Source organism: Pseudomonas sp. Tof1 (assembly GCF_055390395.1).
The window spans coordinates 1,183,421-1,203,602 of record NZ_AP024344.1; the positions used below are offsets into that span (position 1 = coordinate 1,183,421).

Here is a 20,182-nt window from a genome sequence, read left to right on the forward strand (position 1 = left end):
CGATCGAAATGGCCCACCCAGTCGTTGTCCGGATGGGCCGCGACGTGTCTCGTCAGAAGCTTCTCCAGCATTCGCTGTAGCGCTCGCACACCCCGTAACGCTGGTCCATCTGCGCCATCCGGTCCAGGTGATGCTCGATGATCTCCAGCGTCACTTGCTTGCCGGCCTCGAAGTAGTAGAGCGTCATCGACTTGTACTGTTCGAACGCGGCCTTGTTGGTCGGTTTGGCCGACTTGTCTTCCGGCTTGGCCCACTCTTCCAGCTCCGCATCCTTCAACGGGCGCAGGCGCGACAGGTACTCATCCTTGTAGCGCTGCAGGGTCAGTGCCTTGCGCTGTGCGGATTCGGCGTCGAAGGCCTGGAGGTTCTGGCGATACAGGGCCCAGTAGTCGTCCGGCAGGGTGAAACCCAGCTTGGCCTTGCGCTCGGCGATCAGGTTGTCGACCTTGGCCATCGCCAGCGGCGTCTTGCTGGCATCTTCCGGGGAGGGCAGCATGCTCGGGATCAGGCTGCTGTCGATGATCCGGTTCATCAGTTCCAGGCGGTGTGGCGTGTCCGGCAGGGCCACCGGCGGCTTGGGGAATATCGGATTGCGTCCGGCACAGGCGGGCAGGCCCTTGCCCAGGTGCAGCACAGGCGTGCGTTGTTCCTTGCCGTCGATGATCCGGACCCTTTGCAGGCGGGTACGGCATTGACCCTTGCCGGAGTCGAAGGTCAGCTCGTATTCGGCATTGGCCTCGGGCTTGAAGTTGATGCCGTTGCCACAGACCGAATAGCCCTCGTGGGTGTTGACCCGCAACAGGGTTTCCTGGCCGGGCTTGAGCTTGATTTCCAGGTAGCCCCGGGCGTCCTTCGGTGGTGTGCTGAGCATGCCGGCGCGACGCTTGGTGTCGCCCATCAGCATGTTGTTGAGGATGCCGGTGGTTTGCCCGTCGCAGTGTTCGGCGTCGAAGTAGTCGAGGGTGGCGTTCGAGGTGTTGGCGACGAAACGCAGCTTCGCGGCGTCCGGTTCCGTGGCATCCGGGTAGGTGCCGTTGACACTGCAGCCTGCCAGCAGGGCTGATAGCAGCAGGGTCGTGGTGGTCAACAGGCGTGAAGGGGCGGAGGCAAGAACCGGCATTGAGCATCCCTGGCTGGCGGATTGGAAGAGGGGCATGCTACTGAAGCGACATTATCGGGTCCAGTGTGGGCGTCGGAATGTCAGGAAGGTTGCCGACGTGTACGGCGGGCTATGCTCATGGCTGATACCTGGAAACGAGGCGAAAAAAAACCGCCTTAGTAGGGCGGTTTTTTTGCAAACTCGCCGTTGTAGCGGTTTGCGTTGCTCATTGAGCCACTTCACACGGCATTCATCCTAATCACCTGAGCCTGAGTGCACAAGGGCTGAGAAGCGTCGTTCGTCGGAGGTCTGAGTCGCTCGCAATTTGTAAAACATATTGGAGCCAATATCGAGGAAGTATGGCTATTTGAGAGTGCCTCTCCTCGGCTAAAGCTCGTTACGATGCTTCTGCTCAGGGCGAATTACAGTGAATTATAGAGCGATTGTAGATTCGTCATGATTGCGGTGGTTTCGGGGTGAAGGGCACTGCAGAGGTGACGATTCTTTATCCTGAAATGTTTCGCTTCAAACGCTTTTTGAAGCACCCCGCGTATCCCGCTATGCTCGGAATGTCGTTGGAAATTCAGCGATCAGGCCTGGAAACCTGGGAGACAAAAGATAGGCGCATAGGCGCTACCATGGTTAGACTGTGGGCGCTTTTTTGTGTCCGCACGTCCGTGTCATGGCGGCTGTGCGCGGGAGGCCTTCGGGTCTGCCGGGTGCCTATCTTCCCGGTTTCCAGCCTGCGTACAGCTGCCACCCTTCGCCTGGAAACGAGTGGTGCAGCTCCTTCATCAAGGTAGGAGCAACGCATGAACGTGTCGACTCAAGAGTTTCAGTTTCAAATCCCAAGCACCCAGGCATTCGCCGGAGGTGCCCAATGACCCCATTCCCCATCAAAACCCTCGGTGCCGTCACCTTTTCCACCTGCGGCTCCCAAGGCCGCGAGCTGTTCCGCGTCAATGCCGATGTGCCGATCCTGGAGGCCATGGAGCATGCTTCCCTGTTGCTGCAGTGCGCCAAGGCGTTGTCCCTCGATGCGGCATTGGATGCAAAGGAGGGCGAGCGATATGCCTGGGCGGCGCATTATCTGGGGGAGATGGGGAAGGCGGTGATCGATGATCTTACGCAGGGGATGTTGCTTGAGGCTTAGGCCTGCGCGGTTCAGCGAATAGGGATTGGGCGGCGGGTGTCGGCAGGTCCGCCGCGTTTACTTCTTCGCCGGAACGCCGCCCGGAGCAAGCTCTGCTTCTACCAGGGATTGGGTGTTTACTGATGCTTGGAGGTTTCTCAGGCTGTCCTGATTTCTTCGAGCAGCTCTGGGTGCCGGTCGAGGACTTTGAGCAGCTTGACCAAGGCTAGTGAGGGCTTGGTTTTGCCATTCTCATATCGAGAAAAGGCATTGATGCCTCCGCCGAATATTTCCGCTGCCTCTCGCTGATCAAGGGAGAGTTTTTTGCGCACGCTGGCAATGAATCCCGGATCGACAATGGCAGCGTTGACCTGTTTCGAGAACGCGCGCATTTCACGCATGACACGTTCTGATTCGATCATATCCAGAACGGACTCGGCGCATGCAGGGCAGAAGTCCCCCGTCACTGCCGTAATTACGGTGTTTTCCCCTTGTAGGTATAGGGTAGGTCACGGGTGTCGTGGAGCAGTTCTGCCGCACCACAGGCAGGGCATTTCATGTTCATAGCTCCTTGAAGGATACGATCAGCACGTCATCGATAACCGTCAGTTTCAGATACACATCGCCGACCTGGGTTTTGGGACGGTATACGTCCTGCCAGATCGTGTGATCGGCGTGGGTGGTCATGCTTTTGTAAAAGTCCGATGCAGTCAGGTTCATCACAATACTCAGCATATCGGACGGTTCCAGCCCCAGCTCACTCGCACCCATTCGAGCAGAGTGTGTGGTGCGTACCTTCCCCGCCTCGACCAAGACTTTGATGATCGAGAGCTTGCAATGAGGGATGCTTTTTTCCATGAGATTAGATACTAACCTACTAGGTTTTTATTTGGCAACTTGGTTGGTGTCTCGGAGGGCAAGACTACTCTGAAGGTGTGGGTGGCGCTGCCAGGGGTGTATTTCAGGATTTGACGGGTTGGAAGGGGATTTGGGTTTCGTGCAGTCAGCTAGGGCCTCTTCGCGGACACGTTCATTCCCACAGTTGAGGCTATCCTGGATGAAGCTATTGCACTGACGTGCCTTTTCATCACTGAATGTCTTTCAGGTAATCCTTCAGCAAACCAAGCGGTGCCGAGAGGTCTGCGGTGGTCCGTACCTGGTTGCAGTCATCGGCCAGTCGCCGCAGTTCACGCCCCAGGGGCTTGTCCGTCCCGCCCACGGCGTCCATCGCGACAGCCACGCAAGCATTGAGCTTGCCCCGGATCGCCTCGACGTCGCCCTGGCGCACCAGCAGCTCGAACACGTCCTTCTGGTACTCGCCCATCACCACGTCATCCCGCAAAAGCGGGCTCCCGCCGTCACGTTCGTGGGCCAGCTTGAGGGCAAACAGGGCGACGGTTTCCAGTTGCGATTCCATGAGGCGTTTTCCTCCGTCGAGCGCGGTGGCCATGGCAAGTGACTTTTCTGCAGACGAAAAAAAAGACCTTGATAATCAAGGTCTTTTTCAATCTTGGTGCCCCGAGGGAGACTCGAACTCCCACTCCTCTCGAAAACGGATTTTGAATCCGCCGCGTCTACCAATTCCGCCATCAGGGCTCAATGGCGGCGAAGTATAGAGACGCGACTACCGTTGGTCAATTGCCTTTCATGGTCAATTTTGGCGAATTCCGCTAAACTTTCCGGCCCTGCTGGACGAACCCCCATCATGCGCGTCGCTGACTTTACTTTCGAACTCCCCGATTCCCTGATCGCTCGCCATCCGCTGGCCGAGCGTCGCCACAGCCGCCTGCTGACCCTCGATGGGCCCAGCGGTGCCCTGGCTCATCGTCAATTCACCGATCTGCTCGAGTATCTGCACCCGGGCGACCTGATGGTGTTCAACAACACCCGGGTGATTCCGGCCCGTCTGTTCGGCCAGAAGGCCTCCGGCGGCAAGCTGGAGATCCTGGTGGAGCGGGTACTCGACAGCCATCGCGTGCTGGCCCACGTGCGTTCCAGCAAGTCGCCCAAGCCCGGTTCGAAGATTTTGATCGAGGGCGGTGGCGAGGCCGAGATGCTGGCCCGGCATGATGCGCTGTTCGAGTTGGGCTTCGCCGAGGAAGTGCTGCCATTGCTGGAGCGCGTCGGCCATATGCCTTTGCCTCCTTATATAGACCGTCCTGACGAGGGCGCCGACCGCGAGCGCTACCAGACGGTCTATGCCGAGCGCCTGGGCGCCGTCGCCGCGCCGACGGCCGGCCTGCACTTCGACCAGCCGCTGCTGGAGGCGATCGCGGCCAAGGGCGTCGAGACCGCGTTCGTCACCCTGCACGTCGGTGCCGGGACCTTCCAGCCGGTGCGCGTGGAGCGCATCGAAGACCACCATATGCACAGCGAATGGCTGGAAGTCGGCCAAGACGTGGTGGATGCCGTTGCCGCCTGCCGCGCCCGTGGTGGTCGGGTGATTGCCGTGGGCACCACCAGCGTACGTTCGCTGGAAAGCGCCGCCCGCGATGGCGTGCTCAAGCCGTTCAGTGGCGATACCGACATTTTCATCTACCCGGGTCGGCCGTTCCATGTGGTCGACGCCCTGGTCACCAACTTCCATCTGCCCGAATCCACGCTGCTGATGCTGGTTTCGGCCTTCGCCGGTTATCCCGAGACCATGGCCGCCTACCAGGCCGCCGTGGACAACGGTTACCGCTTCTTCAGTTACGGTGATGCCATGTTCATCACCCGCAACCCCGCGCCGACCGGACCCCAGGCATCGGCACCCGAGGATCAAGCATGAGTCGTACCTGTCGTATGTCGTTCGAGTTGCTGGCCACCGATGGCAAGGCCCGCCGCGGTCGCCTGACGTTCCCGCGCGGCACCGTCGAGACCCCGGCCTTCATGCCGGTGGGCACCTACGGCACGGTCAAGGGCATGCTGCCTCGGGATATCGTCGCCACCGGCGCCGAGATCATCCTCGGCAACACCTTCCACCTGTGGCTGCGCCCGGGCACCGAGGTGATCAAGGCGCATGGCGACCTGCACGATTTCATGCAGTGGAAGGGCCCGATCCTCACCGACTCGGGTGGTTTCCAGGTGTTCAGCCTGGGCGCCATGCGCAAGATCAAGGAGGAGGGCGTGACCTTCGCCTCGCCGGTCGACGGCGCCAAGGTGTTCATGGGCCCGGAAGAGTCGATGCAGGTGCAGCGCGACCTGGGCTCGGACATCGTGATGATCTTCGACGAGTGCACGCCGTATCCGGCCGATGAGGACGTCGCCCGGGTGTCGATGGAGCTGTCGCTGCGCTGGGCCCAGCGTTCGAAGAACGCCCATGGCGACAACACCGCGGCGCTGTTCGGCATCGTCCAGGGCGGCATGCATGAGAACCTGCGCATGCGCTCCCTGGAGGGCCTGGAGAAGATCGGCTTCGACGGCCTGGCCATCGGCGGCCTGTCGGTGGGCGAGCCCAAGCACGAGATGATCAGGGTGCTGGACTACCTGCCAGGGCGGATGCCTGCTGACAAACCTCGTTACCTTATGGGTGTTGGCAAGCCGGAAGATCTGGTGGAGGGTGTGCGCCGCGGGGTGGACATGTTCGATTGCGTGATGCCAACCCGTAATGCCCGCAATGGGCATCTGTTCGTCGACACCGGTGTGCTGAAGATCCGTAACGCGTTCCATCGCCATGATGATTCGCCGCTGGATCCGACCTGCGATTGCTACACCTGCCAGAACTTCTCCCGTGCTTATCTGCATCATTTGGACAAGTGCGGCGAAATGCTCGGGAGTATGTTGAATACCATCCACAACTTGCGGCATTACCAGCGCCTGATGGCTGGTTTGCGCGAGGCTATTCAACAGGGTACATTGGCCGCCTTTGTCGATGCCTTCTACGCCAAGCGCGGGCTTCCCGTACCGCCCTTGGACTGACTTTTCAGAATCGTATTCTTGCAACTGGAGTGCTAAATGAGCTTTTTCATCTCTAACGCGTTCGCCGACGGCGCGGCCCCTGCTGCTGCCGCTGGTCCTGCGGGCGGCTTCGAGTGGATTTTCCTGGTCGGCTTCCTGGTCATCTTCTACCTGATGATCTGGCGTCCGCAGGCCAAGCGTGCCAAGGAGCAGAAGAACCTGCTGAGCAGCCTGGCCAAGGGTGACGAAGTGGTGACCACCGGTGGTATCGCCGGCAAGATCGTCAAGGTGACCGACGAGTTCGTGGTCCTGGAGATTTCCGATACCGTCGAAATGAAGTTCCAGAAGGGTGCCGTCGCGGCCACTCTGCCTAAAGGCACACTGAAAGCGATCTGAGTTTCAATATTCAACAATCGACGGGGCGCGCAAGGCGCCCCGCGTCATAAGCGGGCGGCGTGATGCTGAACAAATACCCTCTGTGGAAATACGTACTGATCGTGGTGGTGCTGGCGATCGGTTTTATTTATTCCGCTCCCAATCTCTACCCTGACGATCCGGCTATCCAGGTCAGTGGTGCCAGCACGGCGCTGCAGGTCAACCAGGCCGATCTGGATCGGGCGAGCAAGGCGCTCACCGATGCCGGTATCAACGTCAAGGCCGCTACCCTGGCCGCCAACGGCAAGGATGGCCTGCTGCGCCTGAGCAAGCAGGAAGACCAGTTGCCAGCCAAGGATGTCGTGCGCAAGGCGCTCGGCGACGATTACGTGGTGGCGCTCAACCTGGCCCAGACCACCCCGCAGTGGCTGCGCAACCTCGGCGCGCACCCGATGAAGCTGGGGCTGGACCTGTCCGGTGGTGTGCACTTCCTGCTGGAAGTGGACATGGACAAGGCTGTCGACGCCCGTCTGAAAGTCTATGAAGGCGACGTCAAGAGCCTGCTGCGCAAGGAGCGTGTCCGTTACCGCAGCCTGCCGCAGCTCAATGGTGCCATTCAGCTGGGCTTCACCGACAACGATACCCGCGAGCAGGCCCGTGCCCTGATTCGCAAGGGTTTCAACGATTTCGACATTGTTCCCGCCGACCTGAATGGCCAGCCGGTACTGCGTCTGGCGATGACCCCGGCCAAGCTGGCGGAAATTCGCGAATACTCCATCAAGCAGAACCTGACCACGGTACGTAACCGCGTCAACGAGCTGGGTGTGGCCGAGCCGCTGGTACAGCGTCAGGGCGCCAACCGCATCGTGGTCGAGCTGCCGGGCGTGCAGGACACCGCGGAAGCCAAGCGGATCCTCGGCAAGACCGCCAGCCTCGAGTTCCGCCTGGCCGCCGAGCCGGGCGCGTCGAAGGCGACCTCCGAAGAATTCGAATTCCGTGAGGGCAAGCGTCCGCCTGCGCTGATCGAGCGTGGCCTGATCATCACCGGTGACCAGGTGACCGATGCCAAGGCCGGTTTCGGCGAGCACGGCAGCCCGGAAGTGAACATCCACCTGGACAGCCATGGTGGCGAGCTGATGAGCCGTGCCACGCGCACCAACGTCGGTCGCCAGATGGCGGTGATCTTCATCGAGCAGCGTCCGGTCACCACCTACACCAAGCAGGTGGTCGACGGCGTCGAGAAGGAAGTCGCGGTACAGAGCTTCAAGGAAGACAAGAAGATCATCAGCCTGGCGACCATCCAGTCGCCGCTGGGCTCGCAGTTCCGTATCACCGGCCTGAATGGCCAGGGCGAGTCGTCTGAACTGGCCCTGCTGCTGCGTGCCGGTGGTCTGGCCGCGCCGATGTACTTCGCTGAAGAACGTACCATCGGCCCGAGCCTGGGTGCCGACAACATCACCAAGGGTATCGATGCGTCGCTGTGGGGCATGCTGTTCGTCTCGCTGTTCATCATCGCGATCTACCGCTTCTTCGGCATCATCGCCACCGTGGCGCTGGCCTTCAACATGGTCGTGCTGCTGGCGCTGATGTCCCTGCTGGGGGCGACGCTGACCCTGCCGGGTATCGCCGGTATCGTGTTGACCATGGGTATGGCGGTGGACGCCAACGTGCTGATCTTCTCGCGTATCCGCGAAGAGATCGCCGCGGGCATGACCGTTCAGCGGGCGATCAACGAAGGCTTCAACCGTGCCTATACGGCGATCGTCGACGCCAACCTGACCAGCCTGCTGGTGGGCGGTATCCTGTTCGCCATGGGCACCGGTCCGGTCAAGGGCTTCGCGGTAACCATGTCCCTCGGGATCTTTACCTCGATGTTCACGGCCATCATGGTGACCCGCGCGATGGTCAACCTGATCTTCGGCGGTCGTGACTTCAAGAAGTTGTGGATTTAAGGGGCTGCCATGTTACGTACAATCAATTTCATGGGCGTCCGCAACGTTGCGTTCGGCGTCACTGTGCTCCTCACCGCCCTGGCGTTGTTCAGCTGGTTCCACAAGGGCTTGAACTACGGTCTGGACTTTACCGGCGGTACGCTGATCGAGCTGACCTACGAGCGTCCGGCGGACGTGACCAAGGTCCGTGCGCAACTGGGCGACGCCGGTTATCACGAGGCGATCGTGCAGAGCTTCGGTGCGACTACCGACCTGCTGGTGCGCATGCCGGGTGAAGACCCGCAACTGGGTCACCAGGTGGCCGAGGCGCTGCAGAAGGTCGGCGGCGACAACCCGGCACAGGTCAAGCGTGTCGAGTTCGTCGGTCCGCAGGTGGGTGAGGAGCTGCGCGACCAGGGCGGCCTCGGCATGCTGATGGCGCTGGGCGGCATCCTGATCTACCTGGCCTTCCGCTTCCAGTGGAAGTTCGCGGTCGGTGCCATCGTCTCACTGGTGCACGACGTGGTGGTGACCGTGGGTATCCTGTCGTTCTTCCAGATCACCTTCGACCTGACGGTGCTGGCGGCGGTACTGGCGATCATCGGCTACTCGCTCAACGATACCATCGTGGTATTCGACCGGGTTCGGGAGAACTTCCGGGTACTGCGCAAGGCCAGCCTGATCGAGAACATCAATATCTCGACCACCCAGACCCTGCTGCGGACCATGGCAACCTCGATCTCCACCCTGCTGGCGATCGCGGCGCTGCTGTTCTTCGGTGGCGACAACCTGCACGGCTTCTCCGTGGCGCTGTTCGTCGGTGTGCTGGCGGGCACCTACTCGTCGATCTATATCGCCAACGTGGTGCTGATCTGGCTGAACCTGAGCAGCGAGGACCTGATTCCTCCGGCCAACACCCAGAAGGAAATCGACGACCGTCCTTGACGTCCGTCCTCCCTCCGACTGTCACCCTGAAAGGCGCGAGTATTGAACTCGCGCCTTTTTTCATGTTCCAAGGCTAGGAGAGATGCGGAAAGGTTCCGCTTGTGATGGTCAGGAGGTTCACGTGAACAAGTCGTTGCTGGTGGGTGCTGTGCTGGGTGCTGTCGGTGTCACCGCCGGAGGTGCTGTTGCGACCTACAGCATGGTGAAGAGCGGCCCTGAGTATGCGCAAGTGTTGGCGGTCGAGCCGGTGAAAACCCAGGTGAAGACGCCACGCGAAGTCTGTAAGGATGTTGCCGTGACCCGGCAGAAACCGGTGCAGGACGAGCACCGTCTGGCCGGTACCGCGATCGGTGCGGTCGGCGGCGGCCTGCTCGGCAGCCTGGTGGGCAATGGTCGTGGCAAGACCCTGGCGACCGTGGTCGGTGCCGTGGGTGGCGGTTATGCGGGGAACAAGGTGCAGGAGGGCATGCAGGAGCGTGACACTTACACCACGACCCAGACCCGCTGCAACACGGTCAATGATATCAGTGACAAGATCGTCGGCTACGACGTGCGTTACCAGCTCGACGGCAAGGAAGGTCGGGTACGCATGGACCGTGATCCGGGCAACCAGATCCCGGTGGACAAGGACGGTCGGCTGATTCTGAGCCAGGCTCCGGCCCAGCCAGGTCAGTAATCGCAGGCACAAAAAAAGCACCCCTCGGGGTGCTTTTTTCGTTCTGGCGTCTTAGCGCTTCAGCGAAGCCGGCAGGTGCGGCTGGATCGCCGTCAGTACGGCCTTGAAGCACTTAGTGTTGCCGGCGACGATATGGCCTTTCTCGAGGAAGTCGTGGCCGCCGGTGAAGTCGCTCACCAGGCCGCCCGCTTCCTGGATCAGCAGGGCGCCGGCTGCCATGTCCCATTCGGACAGGCCCGACTCCCAGAAGGCGTCGAAACGACCGGCGGCCACGTAGGCCAGGTCCAGGGCGGCGGAACCGGCGCGGCGGATGCCGGCGGTCTGGCCGACCAGGGCGCGGAACATGCCCAGGTAGTTGTCCAGGTTGTCCATCTGGTCGTCACGGAACGGGAAGCCGGTACCCAGCAGGGCGCCGTCGAGGCTGGTACGCGGGCTGACGCGCAGGCGGCGGCCGTTCAGTTGGGCGCCACGGCCACGGCTGGCGGTGAATTCTTCCTGGCGAACCGGGTCCAGGACCACGGCGTGCTCCAGGCGGCCACGGTATTTGCAGGCAATGCTGACCGAGAAGTGGGGAATGCCACGCAGGAAGTTGGTGGTGCCATCGAGTGGGTCGATGATCCACAGGTAGTCTTCGCCTTCGCCGCTGCCGGCGTGGAAGCCGGTTTCTTCGCCGCGGATGGCGTGGGTCGGATACGCCTTGCGCAGCGCGTCGATGATTTTCTGCTCGGCGGCACGATCGACCTCGGACACGTAGTCCTTGGCGTCTTTTTCGTCGACCTTGATGCTATCCAGGCGCTCGATGGAGCGGAAGATCAATTCACTGGCGGCGCGGGCGGCGCGCAGCGCGATATTCAGCATGGGCTGCATGGACATTTCACCTAGAGTGTTAAAGAAAGCCGAACATTCTAACAGAAAAGTCTTGCCGGTGAAGGACGACATTCGGTTTCGTGGCGCAAACCCCAGTGCTTCTGTAAGATTTGCTCCCCTTTGCCTTGTCCGAGAGCGCTTCGTCGTGCTGCAAAATATTCGTATCGTCCTGGTCAATACCAGTCATCCGGGCAATATCGGTGGGGCTGCACGAGCCATGAAGAACATGGGGCTGTCGCGTCTGGTGCTGGTCGAGCCGCGGGTTTTTCCTTCCGCCGAAGCCGACGCCCGGGCCTCCGGGGCCACCGATATCCTTGAAAACGCCGAAGTCGTCGCTACCTTGGAGCAGGCCCTGGCCGGCTGCACCCTGGTGCTGGGCACCAGTGCCCGTGACCGCAGCCTGCCCTGGCCGATGCTGGAGCCGCGCGAATGCGGAGTGAAGGTGGTCGAGGAGGCGGCGCAGGGGGCGCAGATCGCCCTGGTGTTCGGTCGCGAGGATTCCGGCCTGACCAACGATGAACTGCAGCGATGTCATTACCACGTGCATATCCCGTCGGACCCCGGCTTCAGCTCGCTGAACCTGGCGGCCGCGGTGCAGGTGTTGAGTTATGAGGTGCGCATGGCCTGGCTGGCACTGGAAGGTCAGCCGCACAGGGTCGAGAAGGATGATGTCGGTGACGAACTGGTTACCATGGATGAGCTGGAGCGCTTCTACGAGCATCTGGAGCAGACGCTGGTGGCTATCGAGTTCCTCGATCCGCAGAAGCCCCGGCACCTGATGGCGCGCCTGCGCCGGCTGTATGGTCGTAGCTCGATCAGTCGGGTGGAAATGAATATTTTGCGTGGCATCCTCACGGAAACCCAGAAAGCGGCCCGTGGCGAGCTCCTTAAGCGGAAGGAATGATGATGTTCGAGCGTTTGCGTGAAGATATCCAAAGCGTATTCCATCGTGACCCGGCGGCGCGCAATGCCTTTGAGGTGCTGACCTGCTACCCGGGCATGCATGCCATCTGGCTGCATCGCCTGAGTCACGGGTTGTGGGTGCGCAACTGGAAGCTGCTGGCGCGGGTGGTGTCGAACTTCGGGCGTTGGCTGACCGGCATCGAGATTCACCCGGGTGCCAAGGTCGGGCGGCGGTTCTTCATCGACCACGGCATGGGGATCGTGATCGGCGAAACGGCCGAGATCGGCAATGACGTGACCATCTATCAGGGCGTGACCCTGGGCGGCACGAGCTGGAACAAGGGCAAGCGCCACCCGACCCTGGAGGATGGGGTGGTGGTCGGTGCCGGTGCCAAGGTGCTGGGGCCGTTCACGGTCGGTGCCGGGGCGAAGGTCGGTTCCAATGCGGTGGTGACCAAGGCGGTTCCGGCCGGTGCCACGGTGGTCGGTATTCCCGGGCGGATCATCATGAAGTCCGACGACGAGCAGGAGGCCAAGCGCAAGGCGATGGCCGAGAAGCTCGGTTTCGATGCCTACGGGGTGAGTGGCGATATGCCGGACCCGGTGGCGCGGGCTATCGGACAGATGCTCGATCACCTGCAGGCGGTCGATGGGCGTCTGGAGGGGATGTGTGGTGCGCTGAAGGATTTGGGCAGCAACTATTGCGCCAAGGATCTGCCGGAGCTGCACTGCGAGGGCTTTGCCGAGGTGAAGGCCGAGGGTGAGGCCAAGGCTGGCTGACCTGTGTTGGGCTTTCGGGCCCATTCGCGGGCTTGCCCGCGAATGACTCCAGGATCGCCAGGAGTGTCATCTGAGCGCCCCCGCGAAAACCATCGGTCTAGCGCGATGCCATTACGCGCTGACTTTGCTATCATACGCGCGCTCTTTTACGGGTAAACCTGACTAAAGTACTAGGTTTTATAGTTGACTTAAATACTCGGGAATCGCATACTCGTACCCATTCCGTAACTCCGTGGTAATTGTCCATGCGACTGACTACAAAAGGCCGATACGCCGTGACCGCCATGCTTGACCTGGCGTTGCACGCGCAACACGGGCCGGTGTCCCTGGCCGATATCTCCGAGCGCCAAGGCATCTCCCTGTCCTACCTCGAACAGCTGTTCGCCAAGCTGCGCCGCAGCAACCTGGTTTCCAGCGTCCGTGGTCCGGGTGGCGGCTACCAGCTGTCGCGCGACATGCAGGGAATCCAGGTCGCCCAGGTGATCGATGCAGTGAATGAATCGGTCGACGCCACCAAATGCCAGGGGCTGGGTGATTGCCATTCCGGCGACACCTGCCTGACCCACCACCTGTGGTGCGACCTCAGCCTGCAGATCCACGAATTTCTCAGTGGCATCAGTCTGGCAGACCTTGTCACTCGCCGTGAAGTGCAAGAGGTTGCCCTGCGTCAGGACCAGCGCCGCTGTAATGGCAAGGCGCCGCGCCTGGATAAGATCGAAGCGTCCGCCGTCGAATGACAGCCAGAGAGCCAGCGGTGCGCCAGCCAGCCTGATTTAGGAGATAGTCCATGAAATTGCCGATTTACCTTGATTACTCAGCGACCACCCCGGTTGATCCGCGTGTCGCGCAAAAGATGAGTGAATGCCTGCTGGTCGACGGAAACTTCGGCAACCCGGCATCGCGCTCCCACGTGTTCGGCTGGAAGGCCGAGGAATCAGTGGAAAACGCCCGTCGCCAGGTGGCCGACCTGGTCAACGCCGACCCGCGTGAAATCGTCTGGACTTCCGGTGCCACCGAGTCCGACAACCTGGCGATCAAGGGTGTCGCGCATTTCTACCACACCAAGGGCAAGCACCTGATCACCAGCAAGATCGAGCACAAGGCGGTCCTCGACACCATGCGCCAACTGGAGCGCGAAGGTTTCGAGGTCACCTACATCGAGCCGGGTGAAGACGGCCTGATCACCCCCGCCATGGTCGAAGCCGCCCTGCGCGAAGACACCATCCTGGTGTCGGTGATGCACGTGAACAACGAAATCGGCACCGTCAACGACATCGCCGCCATTGGCGAGCTGACCCGCTCGCGCGGTGTGCTGTTCCACGTTGACGCGGCCCAGTCGACCGGCAAGGTCGAGATCGACCTGCAGAAGCTGAAGGTCGACCTGATGTCCTTCTCCGCCCACAAGACCTATGGTCCGAAAGGCATCGGCGCGCTGTACGTCAGCCGCAAGCCGCGTGTGCGCCTGGAGGCGACCATGCATGGCGGTGGTCACGAGCGCGGCATGCGCTCCGGCACCCTGGCGACCCACCAGATCGTCGGCATGGGTGAAGCCTTCCGTGTGGCCAAGGAAGACATGGCTGCCGAGAATGTCCGTATCAAGGCCCTGAGCGACCGTTTCTTCAAGCAGGTCGAGCACCTGGAGGAGCTGTACGTCAACGGCAGCCTGACCGCTCGCGTACCGCACAACCTGAACCTGAGCTTCAACTACGTCGAAGGCGAGTCGCTGATCATGGCACTCAAGGACCTGGCGGTCTCCTCCGGTTCGGCCTGCACCTCGGCTTCGCTGGAGCCGTCGTACGTACTGCGTGCCCTGGGCCGCAACGACGAACTGGCGCACAGCTCGATCCGCTTCACCTTCGGCCGTTTCACCACCGAGGAAGAAATCGACTACGCCGCGCAGAAGGTCTGCGAGGCGGTCACCAAACTGCGCGCCCTGTCGCCGCTGTGGGACATGTTCAAGGATGGCGTCGATATCTCGAAGATCGAGTGGGCGGCACACTAAATAAAGAAGCCGCCACATACAGATCCTGTAGCGACGCGGCAAATGATGTCTGGCGTAGCTGCAGGGTCGAGAGCGGCCCTGATGAGTGAGGAATAAGTACCATGGCTTACAGTGAAAAGGTCATCGACCACTACGAAAACCCGCGCAACGTCGGCAAGATGAATGCCGAGGACCCGGATGTCGGTACCGGCATGGTCGGCGCCCCGGCGTGTGGTGACGTGATGCGTCTGCAGATCAAGGTCAACGAGCAGGGCATCATCGAAGATGCCAAGTTCAAGACCTACGGTTGCGGCTCGGCTATTGCTTCCAGCTCCCTGGCGACCGAGTGGATGAAGGGCAAGACTCTGGATGAAGCAGAGACCATCAAGAACACTCAGCTGGCCGAAGAACTGGCCCTGCCGCCGGTGAAGATCCACTGCTCCGTTCTCGCCGAAGACGCCATCAAGGCCGCCGTTCGCGACTACAAGCAGAAGAAAGGCCTGATCTGACCGATCCGGCGTTGAAGATTTGAGCGAAAAGCTAAGGAGTCCCCGATGGCTATCAGCATGACAGAAGCGGCTGCTCGACACGTGCGACGCTCCCTCGACGGGCGCGGCAAGGGTGAAGGCATTCGCCTGGGTGTTCGCACCACAGGCTGTTCCGGCCTTGCCTACGTGCTGGAGTTCGTCGACGAGGTGGTGGCGGAAGACCAGGTGTTCGAGAGTCACGGCGAAAAAGTGATCATCGACCCGAAGAGTCTGGCCTACCTTGATGGCACCGAGCTGGATTTCGTCAAGGAAGGGTTGAACGAGGGCTTCAAGTTCAACAACCCCAACGTGCGCGGTGAGTGTGGCTGCGGCGAAAGCTTCAACGTCTGAGGCCATTCGTGGGTACTCCTTGTCATTTCGCCTTGTTCGAGCTGCAACCGAGCTTCACGCTGGACCTCGATCAGTTGGCCGCGCGCTATCGCGAGTTGGCGCGCGCCGTTCATCCGGACCGTTTCGCCGATGCCTCCGAGCGTGAGCAGCGGCTGGCGCTCGAGCGTTCCGCCAGCCTCAACGAGGCCTACCAGACCCTCAAGAGTCCGCCCAAGCGCGCGCGTTACCTGCTGGCGCTCAATGGCGGCGAGCTGCCGGTGGAGGTCACCGTGCACGATCCCGATTTCCTCATGCAGCAGATGCAGTGGCGTGAAGAACTCGAAGATCTGCAGGACGACGCCGATCTGCCGGGCATTGCCGCATTCAAGCGGCGCCTGAAGGTCGCCCAGGATGAATTGAACGACAGCTTCGCAGCTTGCTGGAGCGATGCTGCGCAACGCGAACAGGCCGAACGCCTGATGCGGCGCATGCAGTTCCTCGACAAGCTCACCTACGAAGTGCGCCAGTTAGAAGAGCGCCTCGACGATTAACTCCGTGCTGCCGCACGCCTGATATCCAGATAAGTCCAGATAACCATGGCCCTACTGCAGATCGCCGAACCAGGCCAAAGCCCACAGCCGCACCAGCGTCGTCTGGCGGTGGGGATTGACCTGGGTACTACCAATTCGCTGGTCGCTGCATTGCGCAGTGGTCTTTCCGAGCCCCTGGCCGATGCCGACGGGCAGGTGATCCTGCCGTCCGCGGTGCGCTATCACGCCGATCGCGTCGAAGTAGGCCTGTCGGCCCGTCTGGCGGCCTCCAGTGATCCGCTCAATACCGTGTTGTCGGTCAAGCGTCTGATGGGCCGTGGCCTGTCGGACGTCAAGCAGTTGGGCGAGCAACTGCCCTACCGCTTCGTTGGCGGTGAGTCGCACATGCCGTTCATCGACACCGTGCAGGGGCCGAAGAGCCCGGTGGAGGTTTCCGCCGATATCCTGCGGGTGCTGCGCCAGCGCGCCGAGGCGACCCTGGGTGGTGAACTGGTCGGGGCGGTGATCACCGTGCCGGCCTACTTCGACGATGCCCAGCGCCAGGCAACCAAGGATGCGGCCCGTCTGGCCGGGCTGAACGTGCTGCGCCTGCTCAACGAGCCGACCGCCGCGGCGGTGGCCTATGGCCTGGACCAGCACGCCGAAGGGGTGGTGGCGATCTATGACCTGGGGGCGGCACTTTCGATATTTCGATCCTGCGCCTGACCGGCGGGGTATTCGAAGTACTGGCCACCGGTGGCGACAGTGCCCTGGGTGGCGACGATTTCGACCATGCGATCGCCGGTTGGATCATCGAGCAGGCCGGCTTGTCGGTGGATCTCGATCCGGGCGCGCAGCGCAGCCTGTTGCAGGCCGCCTGCGCGGCCAAGGAAGCGCTGACCGATGCGGCAACTGTCGAAGTGGTTTATGGCGACTGGCGTGCACCGCTGACCCGTGAAGCCTTCGACGGGCTGATCGAGCCGATGATCGCCCGCAGCCTCAAGGCCTGCCGCCGTGCCGTGCGTGACTCGAACGTCGAGCTCGAAGACGTGCATGCCGTGGTGATGGTCGGTGGTTCGACCCGTGTGCCGCGTGTGCGTGAGGCGGTGGCCGAGATGTTCGGCCGCCAGCCGCTGACCGAGATCGATCCGGACCAGGTGGTCGCCATTGGCGCCGCGATCCAGGCCGATACCCTGGCCGGCAACAAGCGCGACGGCGGCGAATTGCTGCTGCTGGATGTCATCCCGCTGTCCCTGGGGCTCGAAACCATGGGTGGCCTGATGGAGAAGGTGATTCCGCGCAATACCACCATTCCCGTGGCGCGCGCCCAGGACTTCACCACCTACAAGGACGGCCAGACGGCCATGGCGATCCACGTGCTGCAAGGCGAACGTGAATTGATCAGTGACTGCCGCTCGCTGGCGCGCTTCGAACTGCGTGGCATTCCGGCCATGGTCGCCGGCGCGGCGAAGATCCGCGTGACCTTCCAGGTCGATGCCGACGGTCTGCTCAGTGTTTCGGCCCGTGAGCTGGGGTCGGGCGTCGAGGCGAGCATCCAGGTCAAACCGTCCTACGGCCTGACCGACGGCGAAATCGCCCGGATGCTCAAGGATTCGTTCCAGTACGCCGGTGACGACAAGGTCGCTCGCGTGCTGCGTGAGCAGCAGGTCGACGCCCAGCGCCTGATCGAGGCGGTGCAGGGCGCCCTGGAGGCGGATGGCGAGCGCCTGCTCGACGCCGAGGAGCGCCTGGTCATCGAGTTGCAGGTGCAGGAACTGAGCGAACTGATAAAGGGAACCGATGGCCACGCCATCGAGCAGCAGACCAAGCGTCTGTCGCAAGTGACCGATGCCTTTGCGGCCCGACGCCTGGATTCGACGGTGAAAGCCGCGCTGGCCGGACGCAACCTGAACGAGATTGAGGAATAACGATGCCGCAGGTCATTTTTCTGCCCCACGAGAAGTTTTGCCCGGATGGCATGGTGGTCGAGGCCGAGCCCGGCATCTCGATCCTCGAACTGGCCCACGAGCACCATATCGAGATGGAAAGCGCCTGCGGTGGCGTGTGTGCCTGCACCACCTGTCACTGCATCATCCGCGAGGGCTTCGACTCGCTGGAAGAGGCCGATGAGTTGGAGGAAGATTTCCTCGATCGCGCCTGGGGCTGGAGGCGCAGTCGCGCCTGGGGTGCCAGGCGATCGTCGGCACCGAGGACCTGACGGTCGAGATTCCCAAGTATTCGCTCAACCATGCTGCCGAAGCACCGCATTGATTCAAGGATCTATCATGGGTTTGAAGTGGACTGATGTGCTGGAGATCGCCATCCAGCTGGCTGAAAGCAAACCGGAAGTCGACCCGATGTCGGTCAATTTCGTCGATCTGCACAACTGGGTCATTCACCTGCCGGATTTCGACGACGATCCGGCTCGTGGTGGCGAGAAGGTCCTTGAGGCCATCCAAGGCTGCTGGATCGAGGAGCGCGACTGATCCGGCGGTAAGATCAAGCAATACCCGAGTTAGGCAATACCCAAGAACCCGCGTATAATTCGCGGGTTTAATTTTTCGCAAATTATCGTTTCTGGAGTTACACCATGGCTGTTCAACGCACTTTCTCCATCATCAAGCCTGACGCTGTTGCAAAAAACGTCATCGGTGAGATCACCACCCGTTTCGAAAAAGCCGGCCTGCGCGTTGTCGCTTCGAAGCTGAAGCAGCTGTCGAAAGCCGAAGCCGAAGGCTTCTACGCCGAGCACAGCGCTCGTGGCTTCTTCCCTGACCTGGTTGCCTTCATGACTTCCGGTCCGGTTGTCGTCCAGGTTCTGGAAGGCGAGAACGCTATCGCGCGCAACCGCGAACTGATGGGCGCCACCAACCCGAAAGAAGCCGCTCCAGGCACCATCCGTGCCGACTTCGCCGAGTCCATCGACGCCAACGCCGTTCACGGTTCGGACTCCGAAGCTGCCGCTGCTCGCGAAATCGCTTACTTCTTCGCTGCTACTGAAGTAACCACTCGCTAAGCCACGGCTGACGAGTGAAGGTGAATCCATGACTACATCTGCTGTTAAAACCAACCTGCTGGGGCTGACCCAGCCGGAAATGGAGAAATTCTTCGACTCGATCGGGGAGAAGCGTTTCCGTGCCGGTCAGATCATGAAGTGGATTCACCACTTTGGCGTCGACGATTTCGACGCCATGACCAATCTGGGCAAGGCCTTGCGCGAAAAGCTCAAGAACGTTGCCGAGATTCGCGGTCCCGAAGTGGTCAGCGAGGACATTTCCAGCGACGGCACCCGCAAGTGGGTGGTGCGCGTGGCGTCCGGCAGCTGTGTCGAGACCGTCTACATTCCCCAGGGCAAGCGCGGTACCTTGTGCGTTTCGTCCCAGGCCGGCTGTGCCCTGGACTGCAGTTTCTGCTCCACCGGCAAGCAAGGCTTCAACAGCAACCTCACCGCCGCCGAAGTGATCGGCCAGGTGTGGATTGCCAACAAATCCTTCGGCAGCGTCCCGGCGACCATCGACCGCGCCATCACCAACGTGGTGATGATGGGCATGGGCGAGCCGCTGCTGAACTTCGACAACGTCATCGCCGCCATGCACCTGATGATGGACGACCTGGGCTACGGCATCTCCAAGCGCCGCGTGACCCTGTCGACCTCCGGTGTGGTACCGATGATCGATGAGCTGGCCAAGCACATCGACGTGTCCCTGGCGTTGTCCCTGCACGCACCGAACGATGCGCTGCGCAACCAGCTGGTACCGATCAACAAGAAGTACCCGCTCAAGATGCTGCTCGAATCGTGCCGCAACTACATGTCGAGCCTGGGCGAAAAGCGCGTGCTGACGGTCGAGTACACCCTGCTCAAGGATGTCAACGATCAGCCCGAGCACGCGGTCGAGATGATCGAGCTGCTCAGGGACACGCCGTGCAAGATCAACCTGATCCCGTTCAACCCGTTCCCGCACTCCGGTTACGAGCGCCCGAGCAACAACGCGATCCGGCGCTTCCAGGATCTGTTGCACCAGGCCGGCTACAACGTCACCGTGCGTACCACTCGCGGTGAAGACATCGATGCTGCCTGCGGGCAGTTGGTCGGGCAGGTGCTGGATCGCACCCGTCGTAGCGAGCGTTATATCGCGGTGCGCGAACTGAGCGCCGATGCCGATATGTCTCGCAGCGCTTCGAGTCGAACCTGAGCTGATCTTGAGCTGATCTTGAGAGAGGAACTCC

21 protein-coding genes, 1 tRNA gene and 3 pseudogenes are annotated in these 20,182 nt (G+C 61.3%); 19 read left to right on the forward strand and 6 right to left on the reverse strand.

The features are described from left to right. Positions 1–52: 52 nt before the first annotated feature. Positions 53–1,120 (reverse strand): hypothetical protein, encoded by a 1,068-nt coding sequence (locus ACZ5KU_RS05355; RefSeq protein WP_054057292.1) that lies wholly within the window; start codon positions 1,118–1,120, stop codon positions 53–55. An 859-nt stretch (positions 1,121–1,979) separates the two neighbouring features. On the opposite strand from ACZ5KU_RS05355, the gene ACZ5KU_RS05360 reads away from it, so the two are divergent. Beyond that, complete coding sequence (locus ACZ5KU_RS05360) at positions 1,980–2,252, forward strand: DUF3077 domain-containing protein (RefSeq protein ID WP_054057291.1); 273 nt, start codon at positions 1,980–1,982, stop codon at positions 2,250–2,252. A 137-nt stretch (positions 2,253–2,389) separates the two neighbouring features. On the opposite strand, the pseudogene ACZ5KU_RS05365 reads toward ACZ5KU_RS05360, so the two are convergent. The 4 genes and pseudogenes from ACZ5KU_RS05365 to ACZ5KU_RS05380 all read right to left on the reverse strand — a co-directional run bounded on the left by ACZ5KU_RS05365 (position 2,390) and on the right by ACZ5KU_RS05380 (position 3,827). Then, positions 2,390–2,790, reverse strand: a pseudogene (locus tag ACZ5KU_RS05365) (type II toxin-antitoxin system MqsA family antitoxin). A 2-nt stretch (positions 2,791–2,792) separates the two neighbouring features. Next, the gene (locus ACZ5KU_RS05370) at positions 2,793–3,089 is read right to left on the reverse strand and encodes a type II toxin-antitoxin system MqsR family toxin (RefSeq protein WP_054057289.1); all 297 of its coding nucleotides are present in this window, start codon (positions 3,087–3,089) and stop codon (positions 2,793–2,795) included. A 229-nt stretch (positions 3,090–3,318) separates the two neighbouring features. Beyond that, positions 3,319–3,648, reverse strand: coding sequence for a hypothetical protein (locus ACZ5KU_RS05375; protein ID WP_464736902.1), 330 nt, complete (start codon positions 3,646–3,648; stop codon positions 3,319–3,321). A 94-nt stretch (positions 3,649–3,742) separates the two neighbouring features. Then, positions 3,743–3,827, reverse strand: a tRNA-Leu gene (locus tag ACZ5KU_RS05380). 109 nt (positions 3,828–3,936) lie between these two features. Here ACZ5KU_RS05380 and queA point away from each other — a divergent pair. The 6 genes from queA to ACZ5KU_RS05410 all read left to right on the forward strand — a co-directional run bounded on the left by queA (position 3,937) and on the right by ACZ5KU_RS05410 (position 10,037). After that, complete coding sequence (gene queA / locus ACZ5KU_RS05385; RefSeq protein WP_054057287.1) at positions 3,937–5,001, forward strand: tRNA preQ1(34) S-adenosylmethionine ribosyltransferase-isomerase QueA; 1,065 nt, start codon at positions 3,937–3,939, stop codon at positions 4,999–5,001. A 14-nt stretch (positions 5,002–5,015) separates the two neighbouring features. Beyond that, complete coding sequence (gene tgt, locus ACZ5KU_RS05390; RefSeq protein WP_162491332.1) at positions 5,016–6,131, forward strand: tRNA guanosine(34) transglycosylase Tgt; 1,116 nt, start codon at positions 5,016–5,018, stop codon at positions 6,129–6,131. A 36-nt stretch (positions 6,132–6,167) separates the two neighbouring features. Beyond that, a complete protein-coding gene (gene yajC / locus ACZ5KU_RS05395) occupies positions 6,168–6,506 on the forward strand; it encodes a preprotein translocase subunit YajC (protein WP_054057285.1) in 339 nt (112 codons plus the stop codon). A gap of 62 nt (positions 6,507–6,568) precedes the next feature. Next, a complete protein-coding gene (secD, locus tag ACZ5KU_RS05400) occupies positions 6,569–8,437 on the forward strand; it encodes a protein translocase subunit SecD (RefSeq protein WP_054057284.1) in 1,869 nt (622 codons plus the stop codon). Positions 8,438–8,446: 9 nt separating this feature from the next. Further along, positions 8,447–9,361, forward strand: a complete 915-nt coding sequence (gene secF / locus ACZ5KU_RS05405) for a protein translocase subunit SecF (RefSeq protein WP_054057283.1) — start codon at positions 8,447–8,449, stop codon at positions 9,359–9,361. A gap of 121 nt (positions 9,362–9,482) precedes the next feature. Next, positions 9,483–10,037 (forward strand): glycine zipper 2TM domain-containing protein, encoded by a 555-nt coding sequence (locus ACZ5KU_RS05410; RefSeq protein ID WP_054057282.1) that lies wholly within the window; start codon positions 9,483–9,485, stop codon positions 10,035–10,037. Between the two features lie 51 nt (positions 10,038–10,088). On the opposite strand, the gene suhB is transcribed toward ACZ5KU_RS05410, so the two are convergent. Then, positions 10,089–10,904 carry a type III secretion system regulator SuhB gene (suhB, locus tag ACZ5KU_RS05415; protein WP_017904912.1) on the reverse strand — a complete coding sequence of 272 codons (816 nt, stop codon included), beginning with the start codon at positions 10,902–10,904 and terminating at the stop codon, positions 10,089–10,091. 145 nt (positions 10,905–11,049) lie between these two features. On the opposite strand from suhB, the gene trmJ reads away from it, so the two are divergent. The 12 genes and pseudogenes from trmJ (at position 11,050) to rlmN (ending at position 20,148) form a co-directional block, all read left to right on the forward strand. Continuing rightward, positions 11,050–11,808, forward strand: coding sequence for a tRNA (cytosine(32)/uridine(32)-2'-O)-methyltransferase TrmJ (gene trmJ, locus ACZ5KU_RS05420; RefSeq protein ID WP_054057281.1), 759 nt, complete (start codon positions 11,050–11,052; stop codon positions 11,806–11,808). 2 nt (positions 11,809–11,810) lie between these two features. Beyond that, a complete protein-coding gene (gene cysE, locus ACZ5KU_RS05425) occupies positions 11,811–12,587 on the forward strand; it encodes a serine O-acetyltransferase (protein WP_054061892.1) in 777 nt (258 codons plus the stop codon). Positions 12,588–12,832: 245 nt separating this feature from the next. Further along, a complete protein-coding gene (gene iscR, locus ACZ5KU_RS05430) occupies positions 12,833–13,324 on the forward strand; it encodes a Fe-S cluster assembly transcriptional regulator IscR (RefSeq protein WP_054057279.1) in 492 nt (163 codons plus the stop codon). Between the two features lie 50 nt (positions 13,325–13,374). Continuing rightward, positions 13,375–14,589 carry an IscS subfamily cysteine desulfurase gene (locus ACZ5KU_RS05435; protein ID WP_054057278.1) on the forward strand — a complete coding sequence of 405 codons (1,215 nt, stop codon included), beginning with the start codon at positions 13,375–13,377 and terminating at the stop codon, positions 14,587–14,589. Positions 14,590–14,690: 101 nt separating this feature from the next. After that, positions 14,691–15,077: a Fe-S cluster assembly scaffold IscU gene (gene iscU, locus ACZ5KU_RS05440; protein WP_007929523.1), complete on the forward strand. Its 387-nt coding sequence runs from the start codon at positions 14,691–14,693 to the stop codon at positions 15,075–15,077. Between the two features lie 45 nt (positions 15,078–15,122). Then, positions 15,123–15,446, forward strand: a complete 324-nt coding sequence (gene iscA / locus ACZ5KU_RS05445) for an iron-sulfur cluster assembly protein IscA (RefSeq protein WP_017904917.1) — start codon at positions 15,123–15,125, stop codon at positions 15,444–15,446. A gap of 8 nt (positions 15,447–15,454) precedes the next feature. Beyond that, on the forward strand, positions 15,455–15,976 hold the full coding sequence (gene hscB, locus ACZ5KU_RS05450) for a co-chaperone HscB (protein ID WP_054057277.1): 522 nt from the start codon (positions 15,455–15,457) through the stop codon (positions 15,974–15,976). 45 nt (positions 15,977–16,021) lie between these two features. Next, a pseudogene (hscA, locus tag ACZ5KU_RS05455) lies at positions 16,022–17,883 on the forward strand (Fe-S protein assembly chaperone HscA). A gap of 2 nt (positions 17,884–17,885) precedes the next feature. Next, positions 17,886–18,226, forward strand: a pseudogene (gene fdx, locus ACZ5KU_RS05460) (ISC system 2Fe-2S type ferredoxin). A 14-nt stretch (positions 18,227–18,240) separates the two neighbouring features. Further along, entirely contained in the window at positions 18,241–18,441 is a 201-nt protein-coding gene (gene iscX / locus ACZ5KU_RS05465; protein WP_054061891.1) for a Fe-S cluster assembly protein IscX, read from the forward strand. 104 nt (positions 18,442–18,545) lie between these two features. After that, entirely contained in the window at positions 18,546–18,971 is a 426-nt protein-coding gene (gene ndk / locus ACZ5KU_RS05470; RefSeq protein WP_054057273.1) for a nucleoside-diphosphate kinase, read from the forward strand. Positions 18,972–18,999: 28 nt separating this feature from the next. Then, entirely contained in the window at positions 19,000–20,148 is a 1,149-nt protein-coding gene (gene rlmN / locus ACZ5KU_RS05475) for a dual-specificity RNA methyltransferase RlmN (RefSeq protein ID WP_054057272.1), read from the forward strand. Positions 20,149–20,182 lie beyond the last annotated feature (34 nt).